The 22324-nt window shown below is 71.3% G+C and carries 21 protein-coding genes and 1 riboswitch; of the genes, 13 read left to right on the plus strand and 8 right to left on the minus strand.

Translation table 11 applies throughout. The annotated features are described in order from the left end of the window. Window positions 1–150 precede the first annotated feature (150 nt). The 8 genes from C4V41_RS56870 (at window position 151) to C4V41_RS56905 (ending at window position 10124) form a co-directional block, all read left to right on the plus strand. Entirely contained in the window at window positions 151–732 is a 582-nt protein-coding gene (locus tag C4V41_RS56870) for a CDP-alcohol phosphatidyltransferase family protein (RefSeq protein WP_103964396.1), read from the plus strand. A 4-nt stretch (window positions 733–736) separates the two neighbouring features. Then, the gene (locus C4V41_RS56875; RefSeq protein ID WP_103964397.1) at window positions 737–3241 is read left to right on the plus strand and encodes a mannose-1-phosphate guanyltransferase; all 2505 of its coding nucleotides are present in this window, start codon (window positions 737–739) and stop codon (window positions 3239–3241) included. A 278-nt stretch (window positions 3242–3519) separates the two neighbouring features. Beyond that, entirely contained in the window at window positions 3520–4032 is a 513-nt protein-coding gene (locus C4V41_RS56880; protein ID WP_103964398.1) for an FHA domain-containing protein, read from the plus strand. A gap of 23 nt (window positions 4033–4055) precedes the next feature. Next, window positions 4056–4682 carry a transcriptional regulator FtsR gene (gene ftsR, locus C4V41_RS56885; protein WP_103964399.1) on the plus strand — a complete coding sequence of 209 codons (627 nt, stop codon included), beginning with the start codon at window positions 4056–4058 and terminating at the stop codon, window positions 4680–4682. A 132-nt stretch (window positions 4683–4814) separates the two neighbouring features. Then, window positions 4815–5285: a bifunctional nuclease family protein gene (locus C4V41_RS56890; RefSeq protein ID WP_090771501.1), complete on the plus strand. Its 471-nt coding sequence runs from the start codon at window positions 4815–4817 to the stop codon at window positions 5283–5285. Window positions 5286–5432: 147 nt separating this feature from the next. Next, window positions 5433–6053, plus strand: coding sequence for a MerR family transcriptional regulator (locus tag C4V41_RS56895; protein ID WP_103964400.1), 621 nt, complete (start codon window positions 5433–5435; stop codon window positions 6051–6053). Window positions 6054–6126: 73 nt separating this feature from the next. Then, window positions 6127–6224, plus strand: a riboswitch (glycine riboswitch). A gap of 169 nt (window positions 6225–6393) precedes the next feature. After that, entirely contained in the window at window positions 6394–9237 is a 2844-nt protein-coding gene (gene gcvP / locus C4V41_RS56900) for an aminomethyl-transferring glycine dehydrogenase (protein WP_103964401.1), read from the plus strand. 89 nt (window positions 9238–9326) lie between these two features. Beyond that, entirely contained in the window at window positions 9327–10124 is a 798-nt protein-coding gene (locus C4V41_RS56905; protein WP_103964402.1) for a tetratricopeptide repeat protein, read from the plus strand. 58 nt (window positions 10125–10182) lie between these two features. Here C4V41_RS56905 and C4V41_RS56910 read toward each other — a convergent pair whose 3' ends face one another. Then, entirely contained in the window at window positions 10183–10530 is a 348-nt protein-coding gene (locus C4V41_RS56910; protein WP_103964403.1) for a hypothetical protein, read from the minus strand. A gap of 82 nt (window positions 10531–10612) precedes the next feature. Between C4V41_RS56910 and C4V41_RS56915 the strand changes: the two genes are divergently transcribed. After that, entirely contained in the window at window positions 10613–11203 is a 591-nt protein-coding gene (locus C4V41_RS56915; RefSeq protein WP_103964404.1) for an alpha/beta hydrolase family protein, read from the plus strand. 28 nt (window positions 11204–11231) lie between these two features. Here the strand turns inward: C4V41_RS56915 and C4V41_RS56920 are convergent, their stop codons facing one another. Both C4V41_RS56920 and C4V41_RS56925 read right to left on the minus strand, forming a co-directional pair. Continuing rightward, a complete protein-coding gene (locus C4V41_RS56920; protein ID WP_103964405.1) occupies window positions 11232–11429 on the minus strand; it encodes a DUF5999 family protein in 198 nt (65 codons plus the stop codon). 205 nt (window positions 11430–11634) lie between these two features. Next, on the minus strand, window positions 11635–12195 hold the full coding sequence (locus C4V41_RS56925; RefSeq protein ID WP_235031029.1) for a TetR/AcrR family transcriptional regulator C-terminal domain-containing protein: 561 nt from the start codon (window positions 12193–12195) through the stop codon (window positions 11635–11637). Window positions 12196–12333: 138 nt separating this feature from the next. On the opposite strand from C4V41_RS56925, the gene C4V41_RS56930 reads away from it, so the two are divergent. Beyond that, window positions 12334–12711 (plus strand): hypothetical protein, encoded by a 378-nt coding sequence (locus C4V41_RS56930; protein ID WP_103964419.1) that lies wholly within the window; start codon window positions 12334–12336, stop codon window positions 12709–12711. Window positions 12712–13267: 556 nt separating this feature from the next. Here C4V41_RS56930 and C4V41_RS56935 read toward each other — a convergent pair. The 3 genes from C4V41_RS56935 to C4V41_RS56945 all read right to left on the minus strand — a co-directional run bounded on the left by C4V41_RS56935 (window position 13268) and on the right by C4V41_RS56945 (window position 16334). Further along, a complete protein-coding gene (locus C4V41_RS56935; protein ID WP_103964407.1) occupies window positions 13268–14614 on the minus strand; it encodes an RNA polymerase sigma factor in 1347 nt (448 codons plus the stop codon). Between the two features lie 181 nt (window positions 14615–14795). After that, the gene (locus C4V41_RS56940; protein ID WP_103964408.1) at window positions 14796–15134 is read right to left on the minus strand and encodes a hypothetical protein; all 339 of its coding nucleotides are present in this window, start codon (window positions 15132–15134) and stop codon (window positions 14796–14798) included. Between the two features lie 42 nt (window positions 15135–15176). Next, window positions 15177–16334 (minus strand): AMP-binding protein, encoded by a 1158-nt coding sequence (locus C4V41_RS56945; RefSeq protein WP_103964409.1) that lies wholly within the window; start codon window positions 16332–16334, stop codon window positions 15177–15179. An 81-nt stretch (window positions 16335–16415) separates the two neighbouring features. Here C4V41_RS56945 and C4V41_RS56950 point away from each other — a divergent pair, with 81 nt between their 5' ends. Beyond that, entirely contained in the window at window positions 16416–17309 is an 894-nt protein-coding gene (locus tag C4V41_RS56950; RefSeq protein ID WP_235031031.1) for an o-succinylbenzoate synthase, read from the plus strand. Then, a complete protein-coding gene (gene menD / locus C4V41_RS56955) occupies window positions 17306–18967 on the plus strand; it encodes a 2-succinyl-5-enolpyruvyl-6-hydroxy-3-cyclohexene-1-carboxylic-acid synthase (protein ID WP_200824967.1) in 1662 nt (553 codons plus the stop codon). The genes C4V41_RS56950 and menD overlap by 4 nt, the downstream gene beginning before the upstream one ends. A 61-nt stretch (window positions 18968–19028) precedes the next feature. On the opposite strand, the gene C4V41_RS56960 is transcribed toward menD, so the two are convergent. Next, a complete protein-coding gene (locus C4V41_RS56960; protein ID WP_103964421.1) occupies window positions 19029–19922 on the minus strand; it encodes a 5'-3' exonuclease in 894 nt (297 codons plus the stop codon). Beyond that, the gene (locus tag C4V41_RS56965) at window positions 19922–21154 is read right to left on the minus strand and encodes a PP2C family protein-serine/threonine phosphatase (protein WP_103964411.1); all 1233 of its coding nucleotides are present in this window, start codon (window positions 21152–21154) and stop codon (window positions 19922–19924) included. The genes C4V41_RS56960 and C4V41_RS56965 overlap by 1 nt, the downstream gene beginning before the upstream one ends. 143 nt (window positions 21155–21297) lie before the next feature. Here C4V41_RS56965 and C4V41_RS56970 point away from each other — a divergent pair. Continuing rightward, window positions 21298–22324, plus strand: a 1027-nt coding sequence (locus C4V41_RS56970) for a M24 family metallopeptidase (protein ID WP_235031030.1), incomplete at its 3' end; no start/stop codon positions are given.

Below are 22324 nucleotides of genomic sequence, written 5' to 3' on the forward strand. Positions count from 1 at the left end.
GTCCCCTGTCTGAGGTCTCACGTCTGGGGGCTTGCGTTCGAGAGCCGGTGGTTCAGGCGGGCGGTGCTTGAGGTGGCCCGGGCGAAACGCCTGAACGGTGGGTCAGGCCGGGGCCGCTGTGTTCGAGTTCCACGCAGTAGGGTCTCCTGCGTGAGCGAAACTTCCGCCGAGGACCGGATCTGGACGGTTCCTAACCTGCTGAGCTTCCTGCGCCTCCTGGGCGTCCCCGTGTTCCTCTGGCTGGTTCTCGGGCCCAAGGCGGACGGGTGGGCCATCGGGGTCCTCGCGGTGGCCGGTTTCACCGACTGGCTCGACGGATGGATCGCAAGGGCGTTCAACCAGACGAGCAGGCTCGGCCGGATCATCGATCCCGCCGCCGACAAGCTCTACGTCTTCGCCACCGTCTTCGCCCTCCTCGTGCGCGACGTGATCCCCTGGTGGCTGGTGGTGGTCATCCTCGGTCGTGAACTCTTCGTCGCGTGTTTCATTCCCGTACTTCGCAAACATGGCTATAAGGCACTTCAAGTGCATTTCCTGGGCAAGGCCGCCATGTTCAACCTCATGTACGCCTTCCCTCTCCTCTTCCTTGCCTCCCACACTGGGTGGTATGCCGAAATAGCGCGCGTTGTCGGGTGGGCGTTCGCGCTTTGGGGAACGGGCCTGTACTGGTGGGCGGGGGTGCTGTACGTGGCCCAGGTGCGACAGCTCGTAACGGCGGCCAAGAAGGGGTGATCGGGTGAAGGCGGTCGTCATGGCAGGCGGCGAGGGCACTCGGCTGCGGCCGATGACCGCCAACCAGCCCAAACCGCTGCTCCCCGTGGTCAACCGCCCGATCATGGAACACGTCCTGCGCCTGCTCAAACGGCATGGCGTCACCGAGACGGTGGTCACGCTCCAGTTCCTGGCCGCCCTCGTGCGCAACTACTTCGGCGACGGCGACGAGCTGGGCATGAGCCTCCAGTACGCCACCGAGGACATCCCTCTCGGCACCGCCGGCAGCGTCAAGAACGCCGCCGACCGCCTCCGCGACGATCGTTTTCTGGTCATATCAGGCGATGCCCTGACGGATATCGATTTATCCGACATGATCCGTTTTCATCGCGAAAATGGGGCCCTGGTGACCATCGGCCTGAAGCGGGTTCCGAACCCCCTCGAATTCGGGATCATCATCGTCGACGACGAGGGCCGCGTACAACGTTTCCTGGAGAAACCCACCTGGGGCCAGGTCTTCTCCGACACCGTCAACACCGGCATCTACGTCATGGAGCCCGAGGTCCTCGACTCCGTGGCGGCCGGCGAGCCCGTCGACTGGTCCTCGGACGTCTTCCCCGCCCTCCTCGACAAGGGCGCCGCCATCTACGGCTACGTGGCCGACGGCTACTGGGAGGACGTCGGCACCCACGACAGCTACCTCAAGGCCCAGGCCGACGCCCTGTCGGGCAAGGTCGAGCTGGACATCGGCGGCTTCGAGCTGTCGCCCGGCGTCTGGGTCGCCGACTCGGCCTCGGTGGACCCCGACGCCGTGCTCAAGGGCCCGCTGCTGATCGGCGACTACGCCAAGGTGGAGGCGGGCGCCGAGCTGCGCGAGTACACCGTGCTCGGCAACAACGCCGTCGTCCGCGAGGGCGCCTTCCTGCACCGCGCGATCGTCCACGACAACGTCTATCTCGGCCCCGGCGCCCACCTGCGCGGCTGCGTCATCGGCAAGAGCACCGACGTGATGGCCGGCGCCCGCATCGAGGAGAACGCCGTCATCGGCGACGAATGCGTCATCGAGGCCGAGGCGTACGTCTCCAGCGGCGTCAAGGTCTACCCCTTCAAGACCATCGAGGCCGGCGCGGTCGTCAACACCAGCGTCATCTGGGAGTCGCGCGGCCAGCGCAACCTGTTCGGCCCGAGGGGCGTCAGCGGCCTGGTCAACGTCGAGATCACCGCCGAGCTGTGCGTCCGCCTGGCCAGCGCGTACGCCACCACTCTCAAGAAGGGCGAGTCCGTCGTCACCTCCCGCGACTGCTCCCTGGCCGCCAGGGCGCTCAAGCGGGCCGTCATCGGGGCCCTGACCGCCGGCGCCATCAACGTCCTCGACCTGGAGGCCGCCCCGCTGCCCGTGGCCCGCTTCCACACCGGCAGGGAGCCGGTCGCGGGCGGCATCGCGCTGCGCACCACGCCGGGAGACCCGCAGAGCGTGGACATCGTGATCATGGACGACCGCGGCGCCGACCTGCCCCCGGCCGCTCAGCGCAAGCTGGAGCGGGTCTTCTCCCGCCAGGAGTTCCGCCGCGCCTTCCCCGGCGAGATCGCCCAGCTGACCTATCCGGCCAGGGCCATCGAGGACTACACCCACGAGCTGCTGCGCCACGTCGGCGTGGGCGGCGTCCGGGACATGAAGGTCGTCGTCGACTGCGCCGGCGGCACCTCCTCGCTCGTGCTGCCCACCCTGCTCGGCCGGGTCGGCATCGAGGTGCTCACCGTCAACGCCCGCCTCGACGACGTCTCGCCCACCGAGACGCTCGCCGAGCGCCGCCGCGACCTGCAGCGCCTGTCCGAGCTCGTCAGCTCCTCGCGGGCCGCGTTCGGCGTGCGGTTCGACCCCGTCGGCGAGCGCATCGCCCTGGTGGACGAGAAGGGCCAGCTCATCAACGAGGAGCGGGCCCTGCTCGTCGTGCTCGACCTCGTGGCCGCCGAGCGCAGGGGCGGCCAGGTGGCCCTGCCCGTCACCACGACCCGGGTCGCCGAGCAGGTCTGCCGCTTCCACGGCGTCCAGGTGCAGTGGACCTCCACCGCGCTCGACGCCCTCACCTCGGCCGCCGCCGGGCCCGACATGATCTTCGCGGCGGACGGGCGCGGCGGTTTCGTCGTCCCCGAGTTCAGCCCGGCGATCGACGGGCTGGCCGCGTTCATGCGCCTGCTGGGCCTGGTCGCCCGCACGCGCCTGTCGCTCAGCCAGATCGACGCCAGGATCCCCGAGGTCAAGCTGCTCAAGCGGACCGTGCCCACCCCATGGGCGGCCAAGGGCGCCGTCATGCGCTCGGTCATCGAGGCGGCCGAGTCCGAGCCCGACGGCCACCGCGTCGACACCACCGACGGCGTGCGCGTGACCCGCGACGACGGAAGCTGGGTGCTGGTCCTGCCCGCCGCCGCCGAACCCGTCACCGATCTGTGGGCCGAGGCGCCCGACATCGACGGCGCCCAGGCCCTGCTCGAACGCTGGAGCCGCATAGTGGAGCAGGCCGCCACCTGACTCGTCACGCACCGTGACGGAGCCGGTGAGAAAAGCCGTCACCCGGAGGATGTGCGCGGACAGTGCCGCAAGATCGTAATGTAGAAACGCGCGGCGGCATGGACCACGGGGCGGGGGCGGCGGTAACTTTGTCTGCGTCCAAACCAAAGTCCAGTGTCCCGCCTTGACCTTTGCCGCTGATCAGCGTAAGTTGCGGCATTCGCAAACTTGAAAAAGCGAAGCGAGGCGCGCCTTGAGCACCGTCGCCGCGTCTTCGCGGTAGGAGGCCGAGCCGATCGATGCCGAGCGTCTACTGCACGCAGTGCGGGCACGCCAACCCCGAGGATGCCCGTTTCTGTTCCCGCTGTGGGTCACCGCTGACCAGACCCGAGGTCGCCGGGGATACCACATCCACGATCTCCGTGGCGGGAATCGAGGCGTACGAGGCTGAGACCGGCGACATGCTGCTGGCGGAGCGGGCGCTCGTCGAGCAGCTCCCGCCCGGCACGGCGTTGCTCACGGTCACCAGGGGTCCCAACCAGGGAAGTCGTTTCCGGCTCGACAAGGAGCTGACGACCACCGGGCGCCATCCGGAGAGCGACATCTTCCTCGACGACATCACCGTCTCCCGCCGCCACGTCGAGTTCTACCGCCACCGCGGCGGCCAGTTCTCCGTGCGCGACGTGGGCAGCCTCAACGGCACCTACGTCAACAGGGAACGGATCGAGGAGGTTCCTCTGCACTCCGGAGACGAGGTGCAGATCGGCAAGTTCCGCCTCGTCTTCCTGATGCGGGGCAACTCCGGCGTATGACCTCTCAAGCGGCCCGGTCGCACATGAGCATCGGGGAGGTGCTCGCGCTCCTGCAGGGCGAGTTCCCCGATGTCACCATCTCCAAGATCCGGTTCCTGGAGGGTGAGGGGCTCATCGAGCCCGAGCGCAGCCCGTCCGGCTACCGCAAGTTCACCCACCTGCACGTGGAGCAGCTGCGCTTCATCCTCACCGAGCAGCGCGACCACTACCTGCCGCTGCGGGTGATCAAGGACCGGATGGCGGAGAGCTTCGGCCGGCCGCGCGCCGTGCAGCAGACCCAGGAGGTCCGCTACGACCGGGCCGAGCTGCTCGAGGCCGCGGAGATCGACGACGAGACGCTCACCGAGCTGGAGGACTACGGCCTGCTCGCCCCGGTGGCCAGGCGCTACGACGAAGAGGCGCTCAAGGTGGCGCGTGCCGTCGGTGCCCTGGCCCGCTTCGGCCTGCACGCCCGCCACCTGCGGGCGGTCAAGGCTGCGGCCGAGCGCGAGTGCGGTCTGGTCGAGCAGGCCGTCGCGCCCATCCTCAAGCGGCGCGCCCCCGGAGCCATCGGCGAGGCCGACGAGGCGGCCAGGGAGCTTTCGACGCTCCTGCTCGACCTGCACGCATCCCTTGTGCGCACGGGAGTCCGGTCGGTCCTGGGACGCTAAGACCGTAGCGAGCTGGGAGGTGGAGGCACATTCCGGCCCCGGTGGGTGTTACGTTGAATTGCAGAAGCCAGTCCGCAGAAGCGACCAGCCAAGAGCTGTGCCGGGTGACCGGTCAGGAATACGGAGCAGCCCGTGTTGCAGATGGAGGTCGTGGGCGTTCGAGTTGAGATGCCCACAAATCAGCCGATCGTCTTGCTCAAGGAGGCACACGGGGAGCGGTTTCTTCCTATATGGATTGGCATGACCGAAGCGACGGCCATCGCCCTGGCCCAGGCGGAGGAGCCTCCACCCCGCCCGCTCACCCATGACCTTTTCCGTGACGTGCTGAGCGCCCTGGGCGTCGGCCTGCGCGCGGTCAACATCGTCGCGCTGCGCGACGGCATCTTCTTCGCCGATCTGGTGTTCTCCAACGGCGTGGAGGTGAGCGCGCGGCCCTCCGACTCCATCGCGCTCGCCCTGCGCACCGGAGCGCGGATCTTCGCCAGCGAGGAGGTCGTTCAGGAGGCCGGAGTGATCATTCCGGACGACCAGGAGGACGAGGTGGAGAAGTTCAGGGAGTTCCTTGACACGATCACTCCCGAGGACTTCGGCCGGGCGGGGTAGGTATTTCAGTGCATTTACGCTTCACGACGCGCCGGGCCGGATCGTTGACTGAGCATGGTCACGGTCCTACGGTGCAAGTGAAACCCGTGGTCGCCCTTTATGAACCCCCAGATCAGGCCACGGGATGAGAGAAAGCCGGAGGTCCGCGTGGCGGTCAGCAGCGGCGAGGGAAAGACGGCCGGCCAGGAAGATCCGGTTCGGCGCGAGAGCGCGCGGCAGCGTGCCGGAGAGCAGGGTCTGCTCTTCGACGAGCAGCCGGCGGCGTTGCCGGGCGACATCGGATACCGCGGGCCGACGGCGTGCGCGGCGGCCGGCATCACCTATCGGCAACTGGACTACTGGGCGCGCACGGGCCTGGTCGAGCCCACGATAAGAGCCGCGCACGGCTCGGGCTCACAGCGGCTCTACAGCTTCCGCGACATCTTGGTGCTGAAGGTGGTCAAGCGGCTCCTCGACACCGGGGTGTCGTTGCAGCAGATCCGTACGGCCGTGCAGCATCTGCGTGACCGCGGGGTCGCCGACCTCGCGCAGATCACGCTCATGAGCGACGGCGTCAGCGTCTACGAGTGCACCTCGGCCGACGAGGTGATCGATCTGCTCCAGGGCGGTCAGGGCGTGTTCGGCATCGCGCTCGGCCGGGTCTGGCGTGAGGTCGAGGGCTCCCTCGCGGAGCTGCCGGGGGAAAGAGCGGCGGTCGAGGACAGCGTCCCGGCCGACCACCCCGCTGACGAGCTGGCCCAGAGGCGCCGCGCGCGGCGTACGAGCTAGTGATCTTTGAGGTGGGCCGCCGCCCGACGCGGCTCACCGGAGCAATCGTAGTAATCTAGGACAGCAAGGCTGACGACCCCGTGCGGGAGAGTCCCCGGGCCTTGGGTCCCGGGGCGCCGAAGGAGCAACCCTCCCCGGAATCTCTCAGGCATCCTGTACCGCTCGGGTGAGGCAACTCTGGAAAGCAGGTTCGCCCGCCAGGCGTACCTCACCGACGGTGCAAGCCCCCTCAAGGGGTGAAGCTCTCAGGTCGCGGTCAGACCCGCGCTGACAGAGTGGGGAGATCCGGCATTCGCCCGCGCCCTGGCGCCGGTCTCCATAGCCTCGGGAGGCACTGTCCATGACCGACTTGTCAGCTCCGCCGTTCGCGTCCAGGCATATCGGCCCATCGGAGTCCGAACAGTCGCGCATGCTCGAGGCCGTGGGCTTCGAGTCCGTGGCGGACCTGGTGGCGGTGGCCGTCCCCGAGGCCATCAGGGCCAAGGACCGGCTCAAGCTGCCCGCCGCGATCGGTGAGGCCGAGGCCATCGCCGAACTGCGCGCCCTGGCCGGCCGCAACCGGGTGCTCACCTCCATGATCGGGCTCGGCTACCACGACACGGTCACGCCCGCGGTCATCCGCCGCAACCTGCTGGAGAACCCGGGCTGGTACACCGCCTACACCCCGTACCAGCCGGAGATCTCGCAGGGCCGCCTGGAGGCGCTGCTGAACTTCCAGACCGTCGTCTCCGACCTCACCGGGCTGCCGGTGTCGGGCGCGTCCCTGCTCGACGAGGCCACCGCCGCCGCCGAGGCCATGACGCTCGCCCGCCGGGCCGGCAAGTCCAAGAGCTCCGTGTTCGTGGTGGACGCCGACGCGCTGCCCCAGACCAAGACCGTGCTCGCCACCAGGGCCGAGCCGCTCGGCATCGAGCTGGTCGAGCACTCCCTCGACGGCGACCTGCCCGAGTGCTTCGGCGTGCTCGTCCAGTATCCGGGCGCCTCCGGGCGGCTGCGCGACTTCCGCGCCGTGGCCGCCGCCGCGCACGAGGCCGGCGCGCTCGTCGTGGCCGCCGCCGACCTGCTGTCCCTGACGCTCGTCACCCCGCCCGGCGAGCTGGGCGCCGACATCGCGATCGGCTCCTCGCAGCGGTTCGGGGTGCCGTTCGGGTACGGCGGGCCGCACGCCGCCTACATGTCGGTACGCGAGGGGCTCCAGCGCCAGCTGCCCGGCCGCCTGGTGGGCGTGTCGGTCGACGCCGACGGCGACCCCGCCTACCGCCTGGCCCTGCAGACGCGCGAGCAGCACATCCGCCGTGAGAAGGCCACCAGCAACATCTGCACCGCCCAGGTCCTGCTCGCCGTGATTGCCGGCATGTACGCCGTCTACCACGGCCCCGAGGGCCTGCGCGGCATCGCCCACCGCGTGCACCGCTACGCCTCCGCCCTGGCCGCCGGCCTGCGCGGCGCCGGCGTCGAGGTCGTGCACGGCGAGTTCTTCGACACCGTCCTGGCCCGCGTGCCCGGCCGCGCCGCCGAAGTGGTGGCCGCCGCCGCGGAGCGGGGCGTCAACCTCTGGCGGGTGGACGACGACCACGTCTCCGTCTCCTGCGACGAGAAGACCGGCGTCGCCGAGGTGAGCGCGGTGTGGGCCGCCTTCGGGATCACCGAGGCAGACGTCGACATCGAGGTCGACATCGAGGGGGCCGACGACGCGCTGCCCGCCGAGCTGCTGCGCGAGAGCACGTACCTGACCCATCCGGTCTTCCACGACCACCGCTCCGAGACCGCGATGCTGCGCTACCTGCGCCGGCTGCAGGACAAGGACATCGCGCTCGACCGCTCCATGATCCCGCTCGGCTCCTGCACGATGAAGCTCAACGCGAGCACCGAGATGGAGCCGATCACCTGGCCCGAGTTCGCCGCGATCCACCCGTACGCGCCCGCCGACCAGGCGGACGGCTACCGGGAGCTGATCGGCACGCTGGAGGGCTGGCTGGCCGAGGTGACCGGCTACGACGCCGTCTCCATCCAGCCGAACGCCGGCTCGCAGGGCGAGTTCGCCGGGCTGCTGGCGATCCGCGCCTACCACCGCGCCAACGGCGACGGCGAGCGCGACGTCTGCCTCATCCCGTCCTCCGCCCACGGTACGAACGCCGCCAGCGCCGTCATGGCCGGCATGCGCGTCGTGGTCGTGGCCTGCGACTCCGACGGCAACGTGGACCTGGCCGACCTCGACGCCAAGATCGACAAGCACCGCGACGCGCTGGCCGCGATCATGGTGACGTACCCGTCCACGCACGGCGTGTACGAGGAGACGATCACCGAGGTCTGTGCCAAGGTGCACGAGGCCGGCGGCCAGGTCTACGTCGACGGCGCCAACCTCAACGCCCTGGTCGGCCTGGCCAAGCCGGGCGAGTTCGGGGCCGACGTGTCCCACCTCAACCTGCACAAGACCTTCTGCATCCCGCACGGCGGCGGCGGCCCCGGCGTCGGCCCCGTGGCGGTACGCGGCCACCTCGCCGCCTACCTGCCCGGCCACCCGCTGCACAACGGCACGCCGGTCGGGCCCGTCTCGGCGGCCCCCTACGGCTCGGCGGGCATCCTGCCGATCTCGTGGGCGTACATCAGGATGATGGGCGCCGAGGGCCTCACCGCGGCCACCGAGCAGGCCATCCTGTCGGCCAACTACCTGGCCAGGCGGCTGGCCCCGCACTACCCGGTGCTGTACACGGGCCGGGGCGGGCTGGTGGCGCACGAGTGCATCATCGACCTGCGGCAGATCACCAAGGAGACCGGCGTCACCGTGGACGACGTGGCCAAGCGCCTCATCGACTACGGCTTCCACGCGCCGACCATGTCGTTCCCCGTGGCGGGGACCCTCATGATCGAGCCGACCGAGAGCGAGGACCTCGGAGAGCTCGACCGGTTCGTGGACGCGATGATCGCCATCCGCGGTGAGATCGCCAAGGTGGCCTCCGGCGACTACGACAAGACCGACAACCCGCTGCGCAACGCGCCGCACACGGCCGAGTCGGTCGCCGCGGACGAGTGGCCGCACCCGTACGCGCGCAGCGAGGCGGCCTACCCGCTGCCCTCCCTGCGCGAGAACAAGTACTGGGTGCCGGTACGCCGGATCGACCAGGCCTACGGCGACCGCAACCTGGTGTGCTCCTGCCCGCCGCTGGAGGCGTACGAGGACTGAGCACCCGCTCCAGTCCTTCGGCGTCAAGTGAGCAGACATGATCGCCAGAAGTCGTTAGGCTCGGTGCGACCGTCGCACAAGGAGCTCTCTTGACGTCCTCAGAGCTGGAGACCCCGCCGCTCGACAACGCCCGGCGCCTGGCCGAAGCCGGTGACCTCGAAGCGGCCGCCGCCATCCTGGGCCGGCTCGCCGCCGACACCGACGAGCCGGACCGGGCGCAGGCCGCCGTCGGGCTGGCCGTGGTGCAGGAGGAACGCGGCCAGGTCGAGGCCGCCCGGGCCGCCGCCAGGATCGCGCTGGCCACCGGGCATCCCGAATACGCCGCGCAGGCCGCCTGTCACCTGGCACAGGGGTTCGAGCGGGAGGGGCGCGACGAGCAGGCCAGGGCCGCGTGGCAGGCGGTGCTGGGCGTCGGCACGGCCGCGTACGTGCCGCTGGCCCACTTCGCGCTGGCCCGGCTGGCCGTCGCGGCGGGCCAGCTCGACGAGGCGGACAAGGAACTGCGGGCCGTCATGGAGGCCGGCGACGAGCGGCTCGCCGCCCACGCCGCGCAGGAGCTGGCCGACCTCATGCTGGAGCACGGCGAGCCGGGCGCGGCGGCCGAGGTCCTGCTGGACGCCCTGGAGTTCGCCCCCGCCGACGAGGTGCCCGGGCTGCGGGTGCAGCTCGGGATCGCGCATCTGGAGCTGGCCTGCGCCGAGTTCGCCGAGAGCGTCGAGGGCGGGGCGGACGCGCAGACCAGCGCGCTGGCCATCGAGCTGCTGGCGCGCACGCTGCCGCTGCGCGGGCGGCCCGAGGACGCCGACCGGGTGTGGTCGTACGGGCTGGAGCACGAGAACGAGACCCTGGCCGCCGAGGTCCGGCTCCGCTACCACCGCGACGCCTGACGTCTCCTGTCGCCTCCGCCGGGTCGTCTCAGGTCGTCTCAGGCCGTTTCAGGCCGTTTCAGGGGCGGCGCATGACGGCCACCGCGGCCGCCACATTGACGACCACGATGCTCAGCCACACGACCATCAGCCCGACCAGCCCCGCGCTGCTCGCCGCGATGCCGGTCAGCGGCACGCCGATGCCCAGCGACCCCAGCACGATCGGGACCATCGGCCTGCCCGGGGCCTGCTTCTTGATCGGAGGGGTGCCGGGCCGGCCCAGCTCGGCCTGCACGCGGGCGGCGATCGTGGCGTCGAGGCGCTCCACGAACGAGTCCACCAGCGCGGCTTCGTACTCGGGGCCTAAATCGCGGCGGGCGTCGAGAGTGGCCTGCAGGTCATCACGGATGGGGCGATTGTGCGACATAAGCGTCATCATCCCTGCTGGGCGCCGCGCCGTCATCCGCCCTGAGGTCTAACCTGCGATCCTCCCCAGGTACGGTGCTGCCATGCAGGTGATGACCCCGAGAGGCCCGGCGCTGGTCGAGATCGACGAGGTGCCGGACCCGCGGCTGCTCCTGGTGCTGACCCACGGGTCGGCCGGGACGGTGGACGCGCCCGACCTGCTGGCCGTACGCGAAGCGGCGCTCAGGGCGGGGATCGGCGTGGCGCGGGTGACGCAGGCGTTCCGGCTGGCGGGGGCACGGGCGCCGGGGTCGCCGGTGAAGCAGGACGAGGCGTGGGAGATCGTCCTGGGCGAGCTGCGCGCCCGGGTGCCGGGGCCGCCCCTCGTGCAGGGCGGGCGGAGCAACGGGGCCCGGGTCGCCTGCCGTACGGCCAAGGCGGTCGGCGCGGCCGCGGTGGTGGCGCTGGCCTTCCCACTGCATCCGCCGGGAAAGCCGGAACGTTCCAGGGCGGACGAGCTACGCGGCGCCGGGGTGGACGTGCTGGTGGTGAACGGGGATCGAGACCCGTTCGGCGTGCCCGAAGCCGGCGACGCGGCGCGTCTGGTGGTGCTGCCGGGGGAGGGACACGACCTGAAGCGGGACCCCGCCCGGGTGGGCGAGGTCGTGGTGGAGTGGGTCGCCCGCTACGCCTAGCGCGCGGGCCTGGCCACTCCGTGGCGAATCAGGCCGCGCCCACCAAGGGCTCGGGCCGGTGCGGAGCGATGACGGTGCCGCTGGGCAGGAGCTCCCCGGTGTCCTCGAACAGGACGACGCCGTTGCAGAGCAGGCTCCACCCCTGTTCGGGGTGGCAGGCGAGGGTGCGTGCGGCCTCGCGGTCGGGCGCCTCGGCATCCGGACAGGCCGGGTCGTGCGGGCACATCGGCGTGCCTCCGATATCTCGTGGGATGCTCCCGGTTGGAGGGGCGGGAGCCGGCTCGGGTTAGTTGTACCTACTGGCAAGTGTGCGACCTTTGTCACACGTTCCGACATAGCCCGTTAGGACTGTTACAGGAGGATCCCCGGAGCGTGTGACCTTCGACACAGCGTGCCTTATGCAGGATAACGGGCCAAGCGCGACACGCGCATCACGTTTGCAATCCCTTGAGCAGAGCGTCGAGTCCGCGCTCGAAGTCCACATCAGCCCTTTCATCCCGCCTGACCCATTCGTCAACTTCGGGATCGGCCCAGCCCGACTGCTGGACCTCGACGGCCACGCTGCCGAACACGAAGGCCCGAAGTGCGCGTACGGCCTCCGAGGCGTCGGTCAGGCCCCCGTCGGCGAGCTGCTCGGTCTGCTCCTTGATGGCCACGGCCGTGGCCCCTTTGGGGGGTTTCGTCAGCGCCAGGGCCAGTACGCCCGGGTGCTCGCGCAGCAGTTCCCTGCCCGCCCTGCACCACAGCCGGGCCGTCTCCTGCCAGGTGGGGCCCTGCTCCACGTGGACGGTGGTGACGTGCTCGGCCAGGGCGTCCATCAGCGCCTCCTTGCCCCGGGGCAGGTGGTGGTAGATGGCCATGGCCTCCACCTCCAGGGCGTCGCCCAGGCGGCGCATGGTGAGGCGGCGCAGGCCCTGGCTGTCGGCGATGTGCAGGGCGGCCTCGATGATGCGCTCGCGGGAGAGGGGGACGGGCGGTCTCTTGGCGGGCATGGTGATCATCTTACTATGTAAAGGCGCTCGCTCCGGGGCGATTTCCCGCCGTGTCGCGTGACGGCGTACGCTTGGCCCGTTCGATGAGTACCGACAGCTTGTGAAAGGGCCGGGTCGATGGCGTTTTTCCGTCCGCGGGTGAGCCGGGAGGCAGAGGTTCGCTATCACGCGGACCAGGAGATCTCCAAGAGCTTCGGCGAGGTGCTCGACCGGGCCAGGCAGGCCGAGCGCACGCTGCGCGAGCTGGAGGCGGCCACGGCCGACAAGATCGAGCTGCTGGCGGCCGGGCGCGCGTTCGACGAGGCGCTGACGGAGGCCCTGAGGGCGGCCGAGGCGGGTCAGCGGGCCACGTTCGGGGTCAAGTCCTACGACGACCGGATCGCGCGGCGCAAGGCCAAGGCGACGCCCGCGGGGGCCATGTGGACGGCTGAGGTGGAGCGGCTGCGCACGCTGCGCGAGGACAACCGGATGTCGGGGATCCCCCGCGTGCCCCGGCCGGTCCCCGTCACCGCCTGACCTTTCGACGACCTCAAGCCCCGGCACGGTTTCCGCGTGTGCCGGGGCTCTCGGCGTTCCGCGCCACGCGGGTCCGTCCCGCCGGTCGTCTCCGGCGCGTCGGCGGGGGGTTCTCGGGGGCTCCGGCCCGCCAGGTCCGCTCCTGTGACAGCCCGCACGCACCTGAGGGCCCGAGGGGCGCGGCGTCTGAGCGGCGGGAGGCTCGGACCGGCCGGAGTCCGCCGCATGGGCTGCTCGGTTCGCTTGGGCGGCAGGTCGCACGGACCAGAGGGCCGCAGGGGCTGAGGGGCGAAGGCCCGGACGGCCGGGTGCGCCCGATCTGGGTGCCCTCCGATAGGGCCGGGGCGGACTGACCGCCCCGGGCCGGGCCGTTGTGGCCGGCCGGGCGGTTCGGGCTACCTGGACCGGGTCGGTGTGGCCCGGACGGGTCCTGCGATCCGAGCCGTTCCGGGCCGGGCGTGTCTGGCCCGGTCAGGCGGTTCGGGCGGTCGGGCCACCCCCGGTCCGGTGGGGCCACCCCCGGGCCGGGCCGGTGGGGCCGGCCCGGGGTGAGGGTTTAGCTGGCCCAGTCGAGGAGGGGCCGGGTGTTGCTGGGGTGGCGGAGCTTGGACAGCGACTCCTTCTCCAGCTGCCGGATCCGCTCCCGGGTCAGCCCCAGGTGCTTGCCGATCTCGTCGAGCGTGTGCGGCTTGCCGTCCACCAGGCCGAACCGCAGAGCCATGATCTTCGCCTCGCGCGGCGAGAGGTTCTCGAGCACGCCCCGCAACTGGTCGCCCAGCAGCTGGCGGTCGACGATCTCCGACGCCTCCGGCGAGTCGACGTCCTCGATGAGGTCGCCGATCGTGGTCTCCCCGTCCTCACCGATCGTCGCGTTCAGCGAGATCGGCTGCCGGCTGGTACGCAGCAGCTCCTCGATCTGGTCCGGCGTCTTGTCGAGCTCGACCGCCAGCTCCTCGGGTGTGGGCTCGCGCCCCAGCCGCTGGTGCATGTCACGCTCGACGCGCGACAGCTTCGACAGCATCTCCAGCACGTGTACGGGCAGCCGGATCGTCCGCGCCGAGTCGGCGAACCCGCGCTGGATGGCCTGCCTGATCCACCACATCGCGTACGTGGAGAACTTGAAGCCCTTGGTGTAGTCGAACTTCTCCACGGCCCTGATGAGCCCCAGGTTGCCCTCCTGGACCACGTCCAGCAGGGACATGCCGCGGTCGGTGTACTTCTTGGCGACCGACACCACCAGGCGGAGGTTGGCCTCCAGCATGTGGTCCTTGGCCCGCTGGCCGTCCTCGATGACCAGGTACAGGTCGTCCTTGGCGGAGGGGGACAGGTCGGGATGGGTCTCCAGCTTGTACTCGGCGTACAGGCCGGCCTCGATCCGCCGGGCCAGCTCGACCTCCTGCGCCGCGGTGAGCAGCGTACGGCGGCCGATGGACTTGAGGTAGGTGTGCACGGAGTCGCCCATGACCGACTGGGTGTCGTCCAGGTCGAGCGTCTCGGTCTCGATGTCCTCGGCGTTGACCGCGAGGTCGTCGGGCACGTCCTCCTCGTGTTCCGGCTTGGGCTCGGACGCGGTGACGGCCTTGGCGGCCTCGCGCGTGCCGGTTTTTGCCTCGGCGGCCGTGCGGCCGGTAGTCTTTGGCCGCGAAGTCTTCCTGGCGGTCGCCGTCTTCTTCGGGGTGGTCTTCTTCTGGGCGGTGGTGCTGAGAGACGGCTCGTTCTCGGCGGCCAGGCTCACGCCGGCCTCCGACAGCTCACGCAGTATCGTGCGGCCTTCAGAGGGGCTGATACCGGCCTCGGCGAACGCGTCACGCAGCTCCGCCAGAGAAAGGTGACCCCGGTTACGCCCTCGTTCGATGAGCTGGTCGAGGGTCGCGGGTGGGGTCGCCACGGCGGTTCTGGGCATGAGGACACCTCCTCCGTACGGAGTGGAAGCGATCTAGGCAGGTTGTGGTGGGGCGGACTCGGCGTATCCGCACGGCGCACCAGTATCAATAACGCCAATCGCCGTCATTTGTTCCCGTGCGCCCTGGGCGGACTGAAAAAGGGGCGGAACGCCCAAAGAGCGAACCACCCCTCCAGCGGTCTTATTCCGTGGTCTGGAGCTGGTCCGACGGGACCTCGTAGCGCCCGGGCGAGACCTCGGGCATGGGCATGGGCTGGGCGTCTTCCATGCGCTCGTCCGTCCAGTATTCGATGACCTCACGCGGGTCGGGGTTGACCTCTCTGGAGACCACGATGTCGTCTTCAGTGATCTCGGGGGTCGGTGGCTGACCGGACGGTGACGCCTTCTCCACCACGGCTCGGGTCTCCCTTGCGACCTGGTCGAGCTTGCCCGCCGAGGCGGCCGCCGCGATCGAGGCGCCACCGACGATGATCACGCCGACGACGGCCGCGGATGCCCACATCTTGCGGGTCTGGTCCATGAAGGCTCCCTCCTTTCCCCACTATGACGCAGCCGCAACTCGTCAGGTTCCTGCCCGCAGGCGTACCAGATCGGTCTTTCCGTTCGGCAGCAGCGGCAGCCGGGGGAGTATGCGCAGGTCACGAGGGGCGGCGTGCGGCGGAAGCCGATCACGGCAGTATGCCCGCAATTGCGAAAGCTTTACGGGCGTGTCGGGGTTCGCGGGGACCACGACGGCGGTGACCAGCTCACCCCATTCGGGATCCGGGGTGCCGATCACGGCGGCGTCGGCGATCTCCGGGTGGGTGCACAGGACGGCGGCGACCGAGGCGGCCACGACCTTCTCACCGCCGGTGTTGATGACGTCGTCGGCCCGGCCCAGGACGCGCAGCCGGCCGCCGGCCAGCTCGCCCAGGTCGGAGGTGACGAACCAGCCGCCGTCGAGCGGGGCGGGCGGCTCGGCGAAGCGGTAGCCGGAGAACAGCACCGGGCCGGAGATCCGGATCAGGCCGTCCGCGCCGATTTTGAGATCTACATTGTAAAGGGGCTGGCCGTCGTACACGCAACCGCCGGACGTCTCACTCATCCCGTACGTCGTCACGATCCGCGCGCCGAGGTCACGCGCCCGGTCCAGCAGATCGGGCCGGACCGCCGCGCCGCCGAGCAGGATCGTCCTGAACACCGACAGGTCCGCCGCCAGCTCGACCAGCCGGTGCAACTGGGTGGGCACGAGGGAGACGTGGTGCGCGCCCGAGGTCAGGACCGCGTGGGGGTCGAAGCCCGGATGGATGATGGGCTCGCTCTCCGACAGCAGGGCGCGTACCAGGACCTGCAGGCCGGAGACGTGCGAGATGGGCAGGCAGCACAGCCAGCGATCGCCCTTGGACGCCTCCACCCGGCGCAGCGAGGCGGCGGCGGAGGCGCGCAGCGCGGTGGCCGAGAGCATCACGCCCTTGGGGGCGCCGGTGCTGCCGCTGGTCGCGATGACGACCGCCACGTCGCCGGGGACCCCGGTGCCGTCACTCCGCGGGACCCCGTCGACGTGGGTGGGGCGCAGGGCCGCGAGCGCGGCCTCCGCGTGGCCGGAGGAGTGGCCGGGAGACAGGGGCAGGACGGCCGGGCCGCCGTCGAGCGCGTCGCGGATCGCCGTGAACAGGGCGGGTCCCGGAGGCTGCACAATGGCATGCAGCGGACGGTCCGGATGCGACGGGTTCCTCCACATGCTCGTAAGGTTAATGGCGACAGGTCGGACAGTTGCGCAGGGAGGGTCGTGACGCGTTCTCCCGTGGTCTTCCGGATCCCGATGAGCACTCGTTTCCGCGGGCAGACCGCGAGGGAAGGGGTGCTGCTGCACGGCCCCGCCGGGTGGGGTGAGTTCTCCCCCTTTCCCGAATACGGCCCGCGCGAGTGTGCCCGCTGGCTGGCGTGCGCTCATGAGGCGGCGTTCGAGGGGTGGCCCGAGCCGGTGCGCGACAGCGTTCCCGTCAACGCGACCGTCCCCGCCGTGGCTCCCGAGCGCGCCTACGACCTGGTGCGGAGCTCGGGGTGCGGCACGGCGAAGGTCAAGGTGGCCGAGGCCGGGCAGACGTTCGACGACGACGTGGCCAGGGTGGAGGCCGTGCGCGACGCGCTCGGGCCCGCCGGGCGGCTGCGCGTGGACGCCAACGGCGCGTGGGAGGTCGACGAGGCCGTACGCCGGCTGAAGCGGCTCGACCGCTACGACCTGGAATACGCCGAGCAACCGTGCGCCACCCTTGAGGAGCTGGCGGCGGTGCGGCGGGCCTGCGACGTGCCGATCGCGGCCGACGAGTCCATCCGCAGGGCCGAGGACCCGCTGCGGGTCAAGGCGGCCGAGGCGGCCGACATCGCGGTGGTCAAGGTGCAGCCCCTGGGCGGGGTGCGGGCGGCGCTGCGGGTCGTGGAGGCGTGCGGGCTGCCGGCGGTGGTGTCGAGCGCGGTGGAGACGTCCGTGGGGCTGGCCGCCGGGCTGGCGCTGGCGGCGGCGCTGCCGTCGTTGCCGTACGCGTGCGGGCTCGGCACGATGCCGCTGCTGTCGGGCGACGTCGTGGACGACTCGCTGGTGCCGGTGGAGGGACGCCTGACGGTACGGCGTCCATCGGTGAATTTTCAGCATTTGTCGGCATTTGAGATTGAATCTCCCCAGTGGCTACGCCGGATGCAGGAGGCGTCACGTTGAACCCCGCTACCGCGCTGGCCACGGTGCTCGTCGATGAGCTGGTGCGCTGCGGCCTGACCGACGTGGTGCTGGCCCCCGGCTCCCGCTCCGCCCCGCTGGCACTGGCGCTGCACGCCGAGTCGCGGGTGCGCCTGCACGTGCGCGTCGACGAGCGCTCGGCCTCGTTCCTGGCGCTGGGGCTGGCCAAACGCTCCGAGCGGCCGGTCGCGCTGATCTGCTCGTCCGGCACCGCCGCCGCGAACTTCCACCCGGCCGTGATCGAGGCGAGCGAGTCGGGCGTGCCGCTGCTGGTGCTGACCGCCGACCGCCCGCCCGAGCTGCGCGGCACCGGCGCCAACCAGACGATCGACCAGATGAAGCTGTACGGCACCGCCGTCCGCTGGTACGCCGAGGTCGGCGTGCCGGAGGACCGGCCCGGCCAGGTGGCCTACTGGCGTTCGCTGGCCTGCCGCGCCCACCAGCGCGCCGCGGGCCCCGCCGGCCCCGGCCCGGTGCACCTCAACCTGGCCTTCAGGGAGCCGCTGATCCCCGACGGCGACACCACCTGGTCCGAGCCGCTCGACGGCGGCGCCAACGGCCCCTGGGTGCGCGCCCGCGTCGCGCCCCCGCCCATCGCCCTGCACATCCCGCCGACCAGGCGCGGCGTGCTCGTGATCGGCGACGGCGCGGCCAACGTGCGCCGCTACGTCGCGGCGGCGGGCATGGCGGGCTGGCCGGTGCTGTCGGAGCCGAACGGCGGCGGCCGCTACGGCGACCACTCCATCTCGACCTACCACTACCTGCTGGGCACGCCGGAGTTCGCCGACGGCCACCGGCCCGACGTGGTGGTGACGCTCGGCCGTCCCGGGCTGTCGCGGCCGCTGCTGTCGTGGCTGAAGCGGGCCGACGAGCACATCGTGGTGGCGCCCGACCTCGACCGCTGGCCCGACCCGACCCGGTCGGCCACGCAGGTGGCGCAGGCCGTCGAGATCCCCGTGGCCTCGGGCGACGACACGTGGCTGCACGCCTGGCGGCAGGCCGACCTGGCGGTCAGGGCGGCGATGGACGAGCTGCTCGACCTGTCGGGCACCAGCGAGCCGCGCCTGGCCAGAGACCTCGTGGACGCGCTGCCGAACGGGGCGCTGCTGTTCTGCGGCTCCTCCATGCCGATCCGCGACCTGGACCAGGCGATGCGGCCGCGGCGCGGCATCCGGCTGATGGCCAACAGGGGCGCCTCCGGCATCGACGGGCTGGTGTCCACGGCCATGGGGGCGGCGCTGGCGCACAACGGGCCCTCCTACGCGCTGGTCGGCGACCTGTCGTTCCTGCACGACCAGAACGGGCTGATCCTCGGGCCCCGCGAGCCCCGGCCCGACCTGTGCTTCGTGGTCGTCAACAACGACGGGGGCGGCATCTTCTCGCTGCTGCCGCAGGCGGCGGTGCGCGATCCGTTCGAGCGGGTCTTCGGCACGCCGCACGGGGTGGACCTGGGGTATGTGGCGGCCGCGAGCGGGACTCCGTACACGCTGGTGGGCGACATCTCCGACCTGCCCAAGGCGCTGCGCGGCGAGGGGCCGCGCGTGGTCGAGGTGCGGACGGACCGTGAGGAGAACGTGCACGTGCACGCCCGCCTGCGCGACGTCGCGCAGGAGGCGGTGCGCGCGTTCCTGACCGGCTGACCCGCGGCCGATCTCCGGCGATCGACGCGCCGTCACGGCGATCGCCCGTGCCGGTCGGTCCTCAGCCGTTCAGGACGTCGAGGAGGCGGTTGAGCGGGCCGTCCAGGCCGTAGCGGTCGGCCAGGCGGACGAGGGCCTCGGGGTCGCGCGGCTTGGCGGGCAGGGTCAGGTCGGCGTCGGGCAGCGGGGCGTCGGGGGCCACCGCCACCACGGCGGGCGCGGCGTCGAGGTAGTCGCGGGCGGCGGCCAGTTTGGTGCGGCTGCCGGCCGGGAAACCCTCGGTGACGCCCGCGTCGAGGGCCTCGATCAGCGCCTGGAGAGACCCGAAACGGGTGATCAGGGCGGCCGCGGTCTTCTCGCCGACGCCGCTCACGCCCGGCAGGCCGTCGCTGGGGTCGCCGCGCAGGGTGGCGAAGTCGGCGTAGGAACGGCCGGGAATGCCGTATTTCGCCGTCACGAACGCCTCGTCCACCACCTGCAGGTTGCGGATGCCGCGGACGGTGTAGAGGACGCGGACCGGGCGGGCGTCGTCGACGAGCTGGAACAGGTCGCGGTCGCCGGTCACGATGTCCACGGCGCCGGGCGCCCGATGGGTGAGCGTGCCGATCACGTCGTCGGCCTCATAACCGGGTGACTCCAGGCGGGCGATGCCGAGGGCGTCGAGCACCTCCTCGATCACCGCGATCTGCGGCACGAGCGCGTCGGGCACCACCTCGGTGTCGCCGTGGGCGACGCGGTGCGCCTTGTACGTCGGGATCGCCGCCACCCGGAACGCGGGCCGCCAGTCGGCGTCCATGGTGGCCACGAGCCCGGTGGGGGAGTGCTGCCGCACCAGGGTGGCGATCATGTCGATGAGGCCGCGCACCGCGTTGACGGGCGAGCCGTCGGGGGCCTTGATCGACTCCGGGATGCCGAAGAAGGCGCGGAAGTAGAGGGACGGGGTGTCCAGAAGCATCAGCACGGGTCTATCGTCGCACCCCTCACCGACAATCCGCCCTGACCCAGCACGCCGACGGCCAGCAGGCAGGCGTCGTCCTCGGGGTTGGGGCCGCCGATGTCGGTGAGCAGCCGGTCGAGCCCGGCCTCCAGATCGCGGCCGCGCAGGTGGCGGGCGGCGGCCATGGTCAGGTCGAGGCCGACGTCGATGTCGCGGGTACGCCGCTCCACCAGCCCGTCGGTGAACATCAGCAGCAGGTCGCCGGGCAGCAGGCGGGTGGTGGCCAGCTCGTACGGGCGGCCGGAGGCGGCGCCGAGCAGCACACCCCTGGGCGGGCCGAGCTGGCTGGTCACGCCCTCGCGCACCAGGATGGGCGCCAGGTTGCCGGCCTGGCTCCAGGCGAACACCCGCGTCTGCGGATCCAGGTGCCCGATGATCGCCGTGGCGGTGGTGTCGGTGAGCTGGTGCATCACCAGGTCGTTGAGCAGCGTAAGCAGCCCGTTGGCGGCCTGCCCGGTCATGGCCAGGCCGACCAGGGCGTGGCGGAGCTGGGCCATGCGGGCGATCGCGGGCAGGCCGTGGCCGGAGACGTCGCCGATGGCCAGCAGCAGGCGGCCGTCGGGCGTCGGGGCGGCCTCGAACCAGTCGCCGCCCAGGTTGGCGGTCTTCTCGGCGGGCACGTACCGCACCGCGATCCTGGTGTGCGGCAGGTCCAGGCAGCCGGCCGGCTCGGGCAGGATCGCCTCGCGCATGGCGAGCATGACGTGGCGCTCCTCAGCCGCGCGCTCGCGGGCCTCCAGGAGCTGGCGGCGCGACTCCGACACCATGCGCTCGGCCCGGCGGCGGCCGGTGATGTCCTGGATGACGCCGTGCATGCCGACCGGCCCGCCGGACTCCATCAGGGGCTCCAGGACGACCCGCAGGTCGCGCAGCTCGCCGCCGCGGCGGATGCGGAACTCGGCCTGCGCCGCCTCGGCGCCCTGGGCCGCCGACCACAGCAGCTGGTCGAGCATGCCCATGTCCGCGGGCTCGACGTGCTCGGCCAGGTCGGGCAGCGCGATGGGGCCCTGGTCGGTGTCGCGGCCGAAGATGGCGTACACCTGGTCCGACCAGACGGTCTCGCCGCTGAGCAGGTGCCATTTCGCCCAGCCCATGTTGCCGAGCCGCTGGGCGTGTGCCAGCCGTGCGGCGAGCAGCTCGGTGTCGCTCTCGTGCCCGAGCAGCTCGGCCGCGCCAAGAACGTCGACCATGGTCTCACTCTCATAGTGCAGTGGAACTGGACAATTGGCCCCACACTACGTGATCGACAGCGAACGGAGTGTAGTGGAAGTTGGCCGTGTTGCGAGACCTTTTCGCGGATTTTAGGCGGCGCACTCCGGAGTAGATTGTGCCTGTGACGTCCTCAGACCTGTATCCCGTGTCCCGTCTTGCCGCCGTGCGGGAGGCCACCGCCAAGGCCGGCCTCGACGCCCTGCTGCTCACTCCCGGCCCCGATCTGCGCTACGTGAGCGGCTACGAGGCCAAGCCGCTGGAGCGGCTGACGTGTCTTGTGGTGCCCGCCGCCGGCGAGGCGTTCATGATGGTGCCCCGCCTGGAGCTGCCCGCCGCGCAGGCCTCGCCCGCCTCGCGGCTGGGGCTGGACTTCGTGGCGTGGGACGAGACCGACGACCCCTACGCGATCGCTGCCGGGCGGCTCGGGAAGGTGGCCAAGGTCGGGCTGGCCGACCGGATGTGGGCCATGTCGTCGCTGCGCTTCCGCGACGCGCTGCCGGACGCCGAGCAGGTGCTGGCCGGCAGCGTGCTGCGCGAGCTGCGGATGCGCAAGTCGGCCGTCGAGGTGGCGGCGCTGCGGGAGGCGGGCGCGGCCATCGACTCCGTGCACCGGCGGGTGCCCGAGTTCCTGCGGGCCGGCCGTACGGAGCGCGAGGTGGGCCGTGACATCGCCGAGGCGATCCTGGCCGCAGGCCACGAGACCGTCGACTTCGTGATCGTCGCCGCCGGGCCCAACGGCGCCAGCCCGCACCACGACGTGTCCGACCGGGTGATCCAGGCCGGGGAGCCGGTCGTGGTGGACATCGGCGGGCAGTTCCACAGCGGCTACTGCTCCGACTCCACGCGCACGTACAGCGTGGGCGAGCCGCCGGCGGACTTCGCCGAATACTACGAGGTGCTGCGGCGGGCCCAGGAGGCGGCCTGCGCGGCGGTGCGGCCCGGGGTGTCGTGCGAGTCGATCGACGCCGCGGCGCGGGAGGTCATCGCCGACGCGGGCTACGGCGACCACTTCATCCACCGGACCGGGCACGGGATCGGGATCGAGACGCACGAGGAGCCGTACATCGTGGCCGGGAACGGCGAGCCCCTGGAGGCCGGGTTCGCGTTCTCGGTGGAGCCGGGCATCTACCTGCCGGGGCGGCACGGAG

Source organism: Nonomuraea solani (genome assembly GCF_900108335.1).
GTDB lineage: Bacteria > Actinomycetota > Actinomycetes > Streptosporangiales > Streptosporangiaceae > Nonomuraea > Nonomuraea solani.

Excerpts from the sequence above, each read along its gene's own strand:
- C4V41_RS56880 (WP_103964398.1), top strand. The coding sequence starts at position 3,520 with ATGCCGAGCGTCTACTGCACGCAGTGCGGGCACGCCAACCCCGAGGAT.
- ftsR (WP_103964399.1), top strand. The coding sequence starts at position 4,056 with ATGAGCATCGGGGAGGTGCTCGCGCTCCTGCAGGGCGAGTTCCCCGAT.
- gcvP (WP_103964401.1), top strand. The coding sequence starts at position 6,394 with ATGACCGACTTGTCAGCTCCGCCGTTCGCGTCCAGGCATATCGGCCCA.
- C4V41_RS56910 (WP_103964403.1), bottom strand. The coding sequence starts at position 10,530 with ATGTCGCACAATCGCCCCATCCGTGATGACCTGCAGGCCACTCTCGAC.
- C4V41_RS56915 (WP_103964404.1), top strand. The coding sequence starts at position 10,613 with ATGCAGGTGATGACCCCGAGAGGCCCGGCGCTGGTCGAGATCGACGAG.
- C4V41_RS56920 (WP_103964405.1), bottom strand. The coding sequence starts at position 11,429 with ATGTGCCCGCACGACCCGGCCTGTCCGGATGCCGAGGCGCCCGACCGC.
- C4V41_RS56925 (WP_235031029.1), bottom strand. The coding sequence starts at position 12,195 with ATGCCCGCCAAGAGACCGCCCGTCCCCCTCTCCCGCGAGCGCATCATC.
- C4V41_RS56935 (WP_103964407.1), bottom strand. The coding sequence starts at position 14,614 with ATGCCCAGAACCGCCGTGGCGACCCCACCCGCGACCCTCGACCAGCTC.
- C4V41_RS56940 (WP_103964408.1), bottom strand. The coding sequence starts at position 15,134 with ATGGACCAGACCCGCAAGATGTGGGCATCCGCGGCCGTCGTCGGCGTG.
- C4V41_RS56945 (WP_103964409.1), bottom strand. The coding sequence starts at position 16,334 with ATGTGGAGGAACCCGTCGCATCCGGACCGTCCGCTGCATGCCATTGTG.
- C4V41_RS56950 (WP_235031031.1), top strand. The coding sequence starts at position 16,416 with ATGAGCACTCGTTTCCGCGGGCAGACCGCGAGGGAAGGGGTGCTGCTG.
- C4V41_RS56960 (WP_103964421.1), bottom strand. The coding sequence starts at position 19,922 with ATGCTTCTGGACACCCCGTCCCTCTACTTCCGCGCCTTCTTCGGCATC.
- C4V41_RS56965 (WP_103964411.1), bottom strand. The coding sequence starts at position 21,154 with ATGGTCGACGTTCTTGGCGCGGCCGAGCTGCTCGGGCACGAGAGCGAC.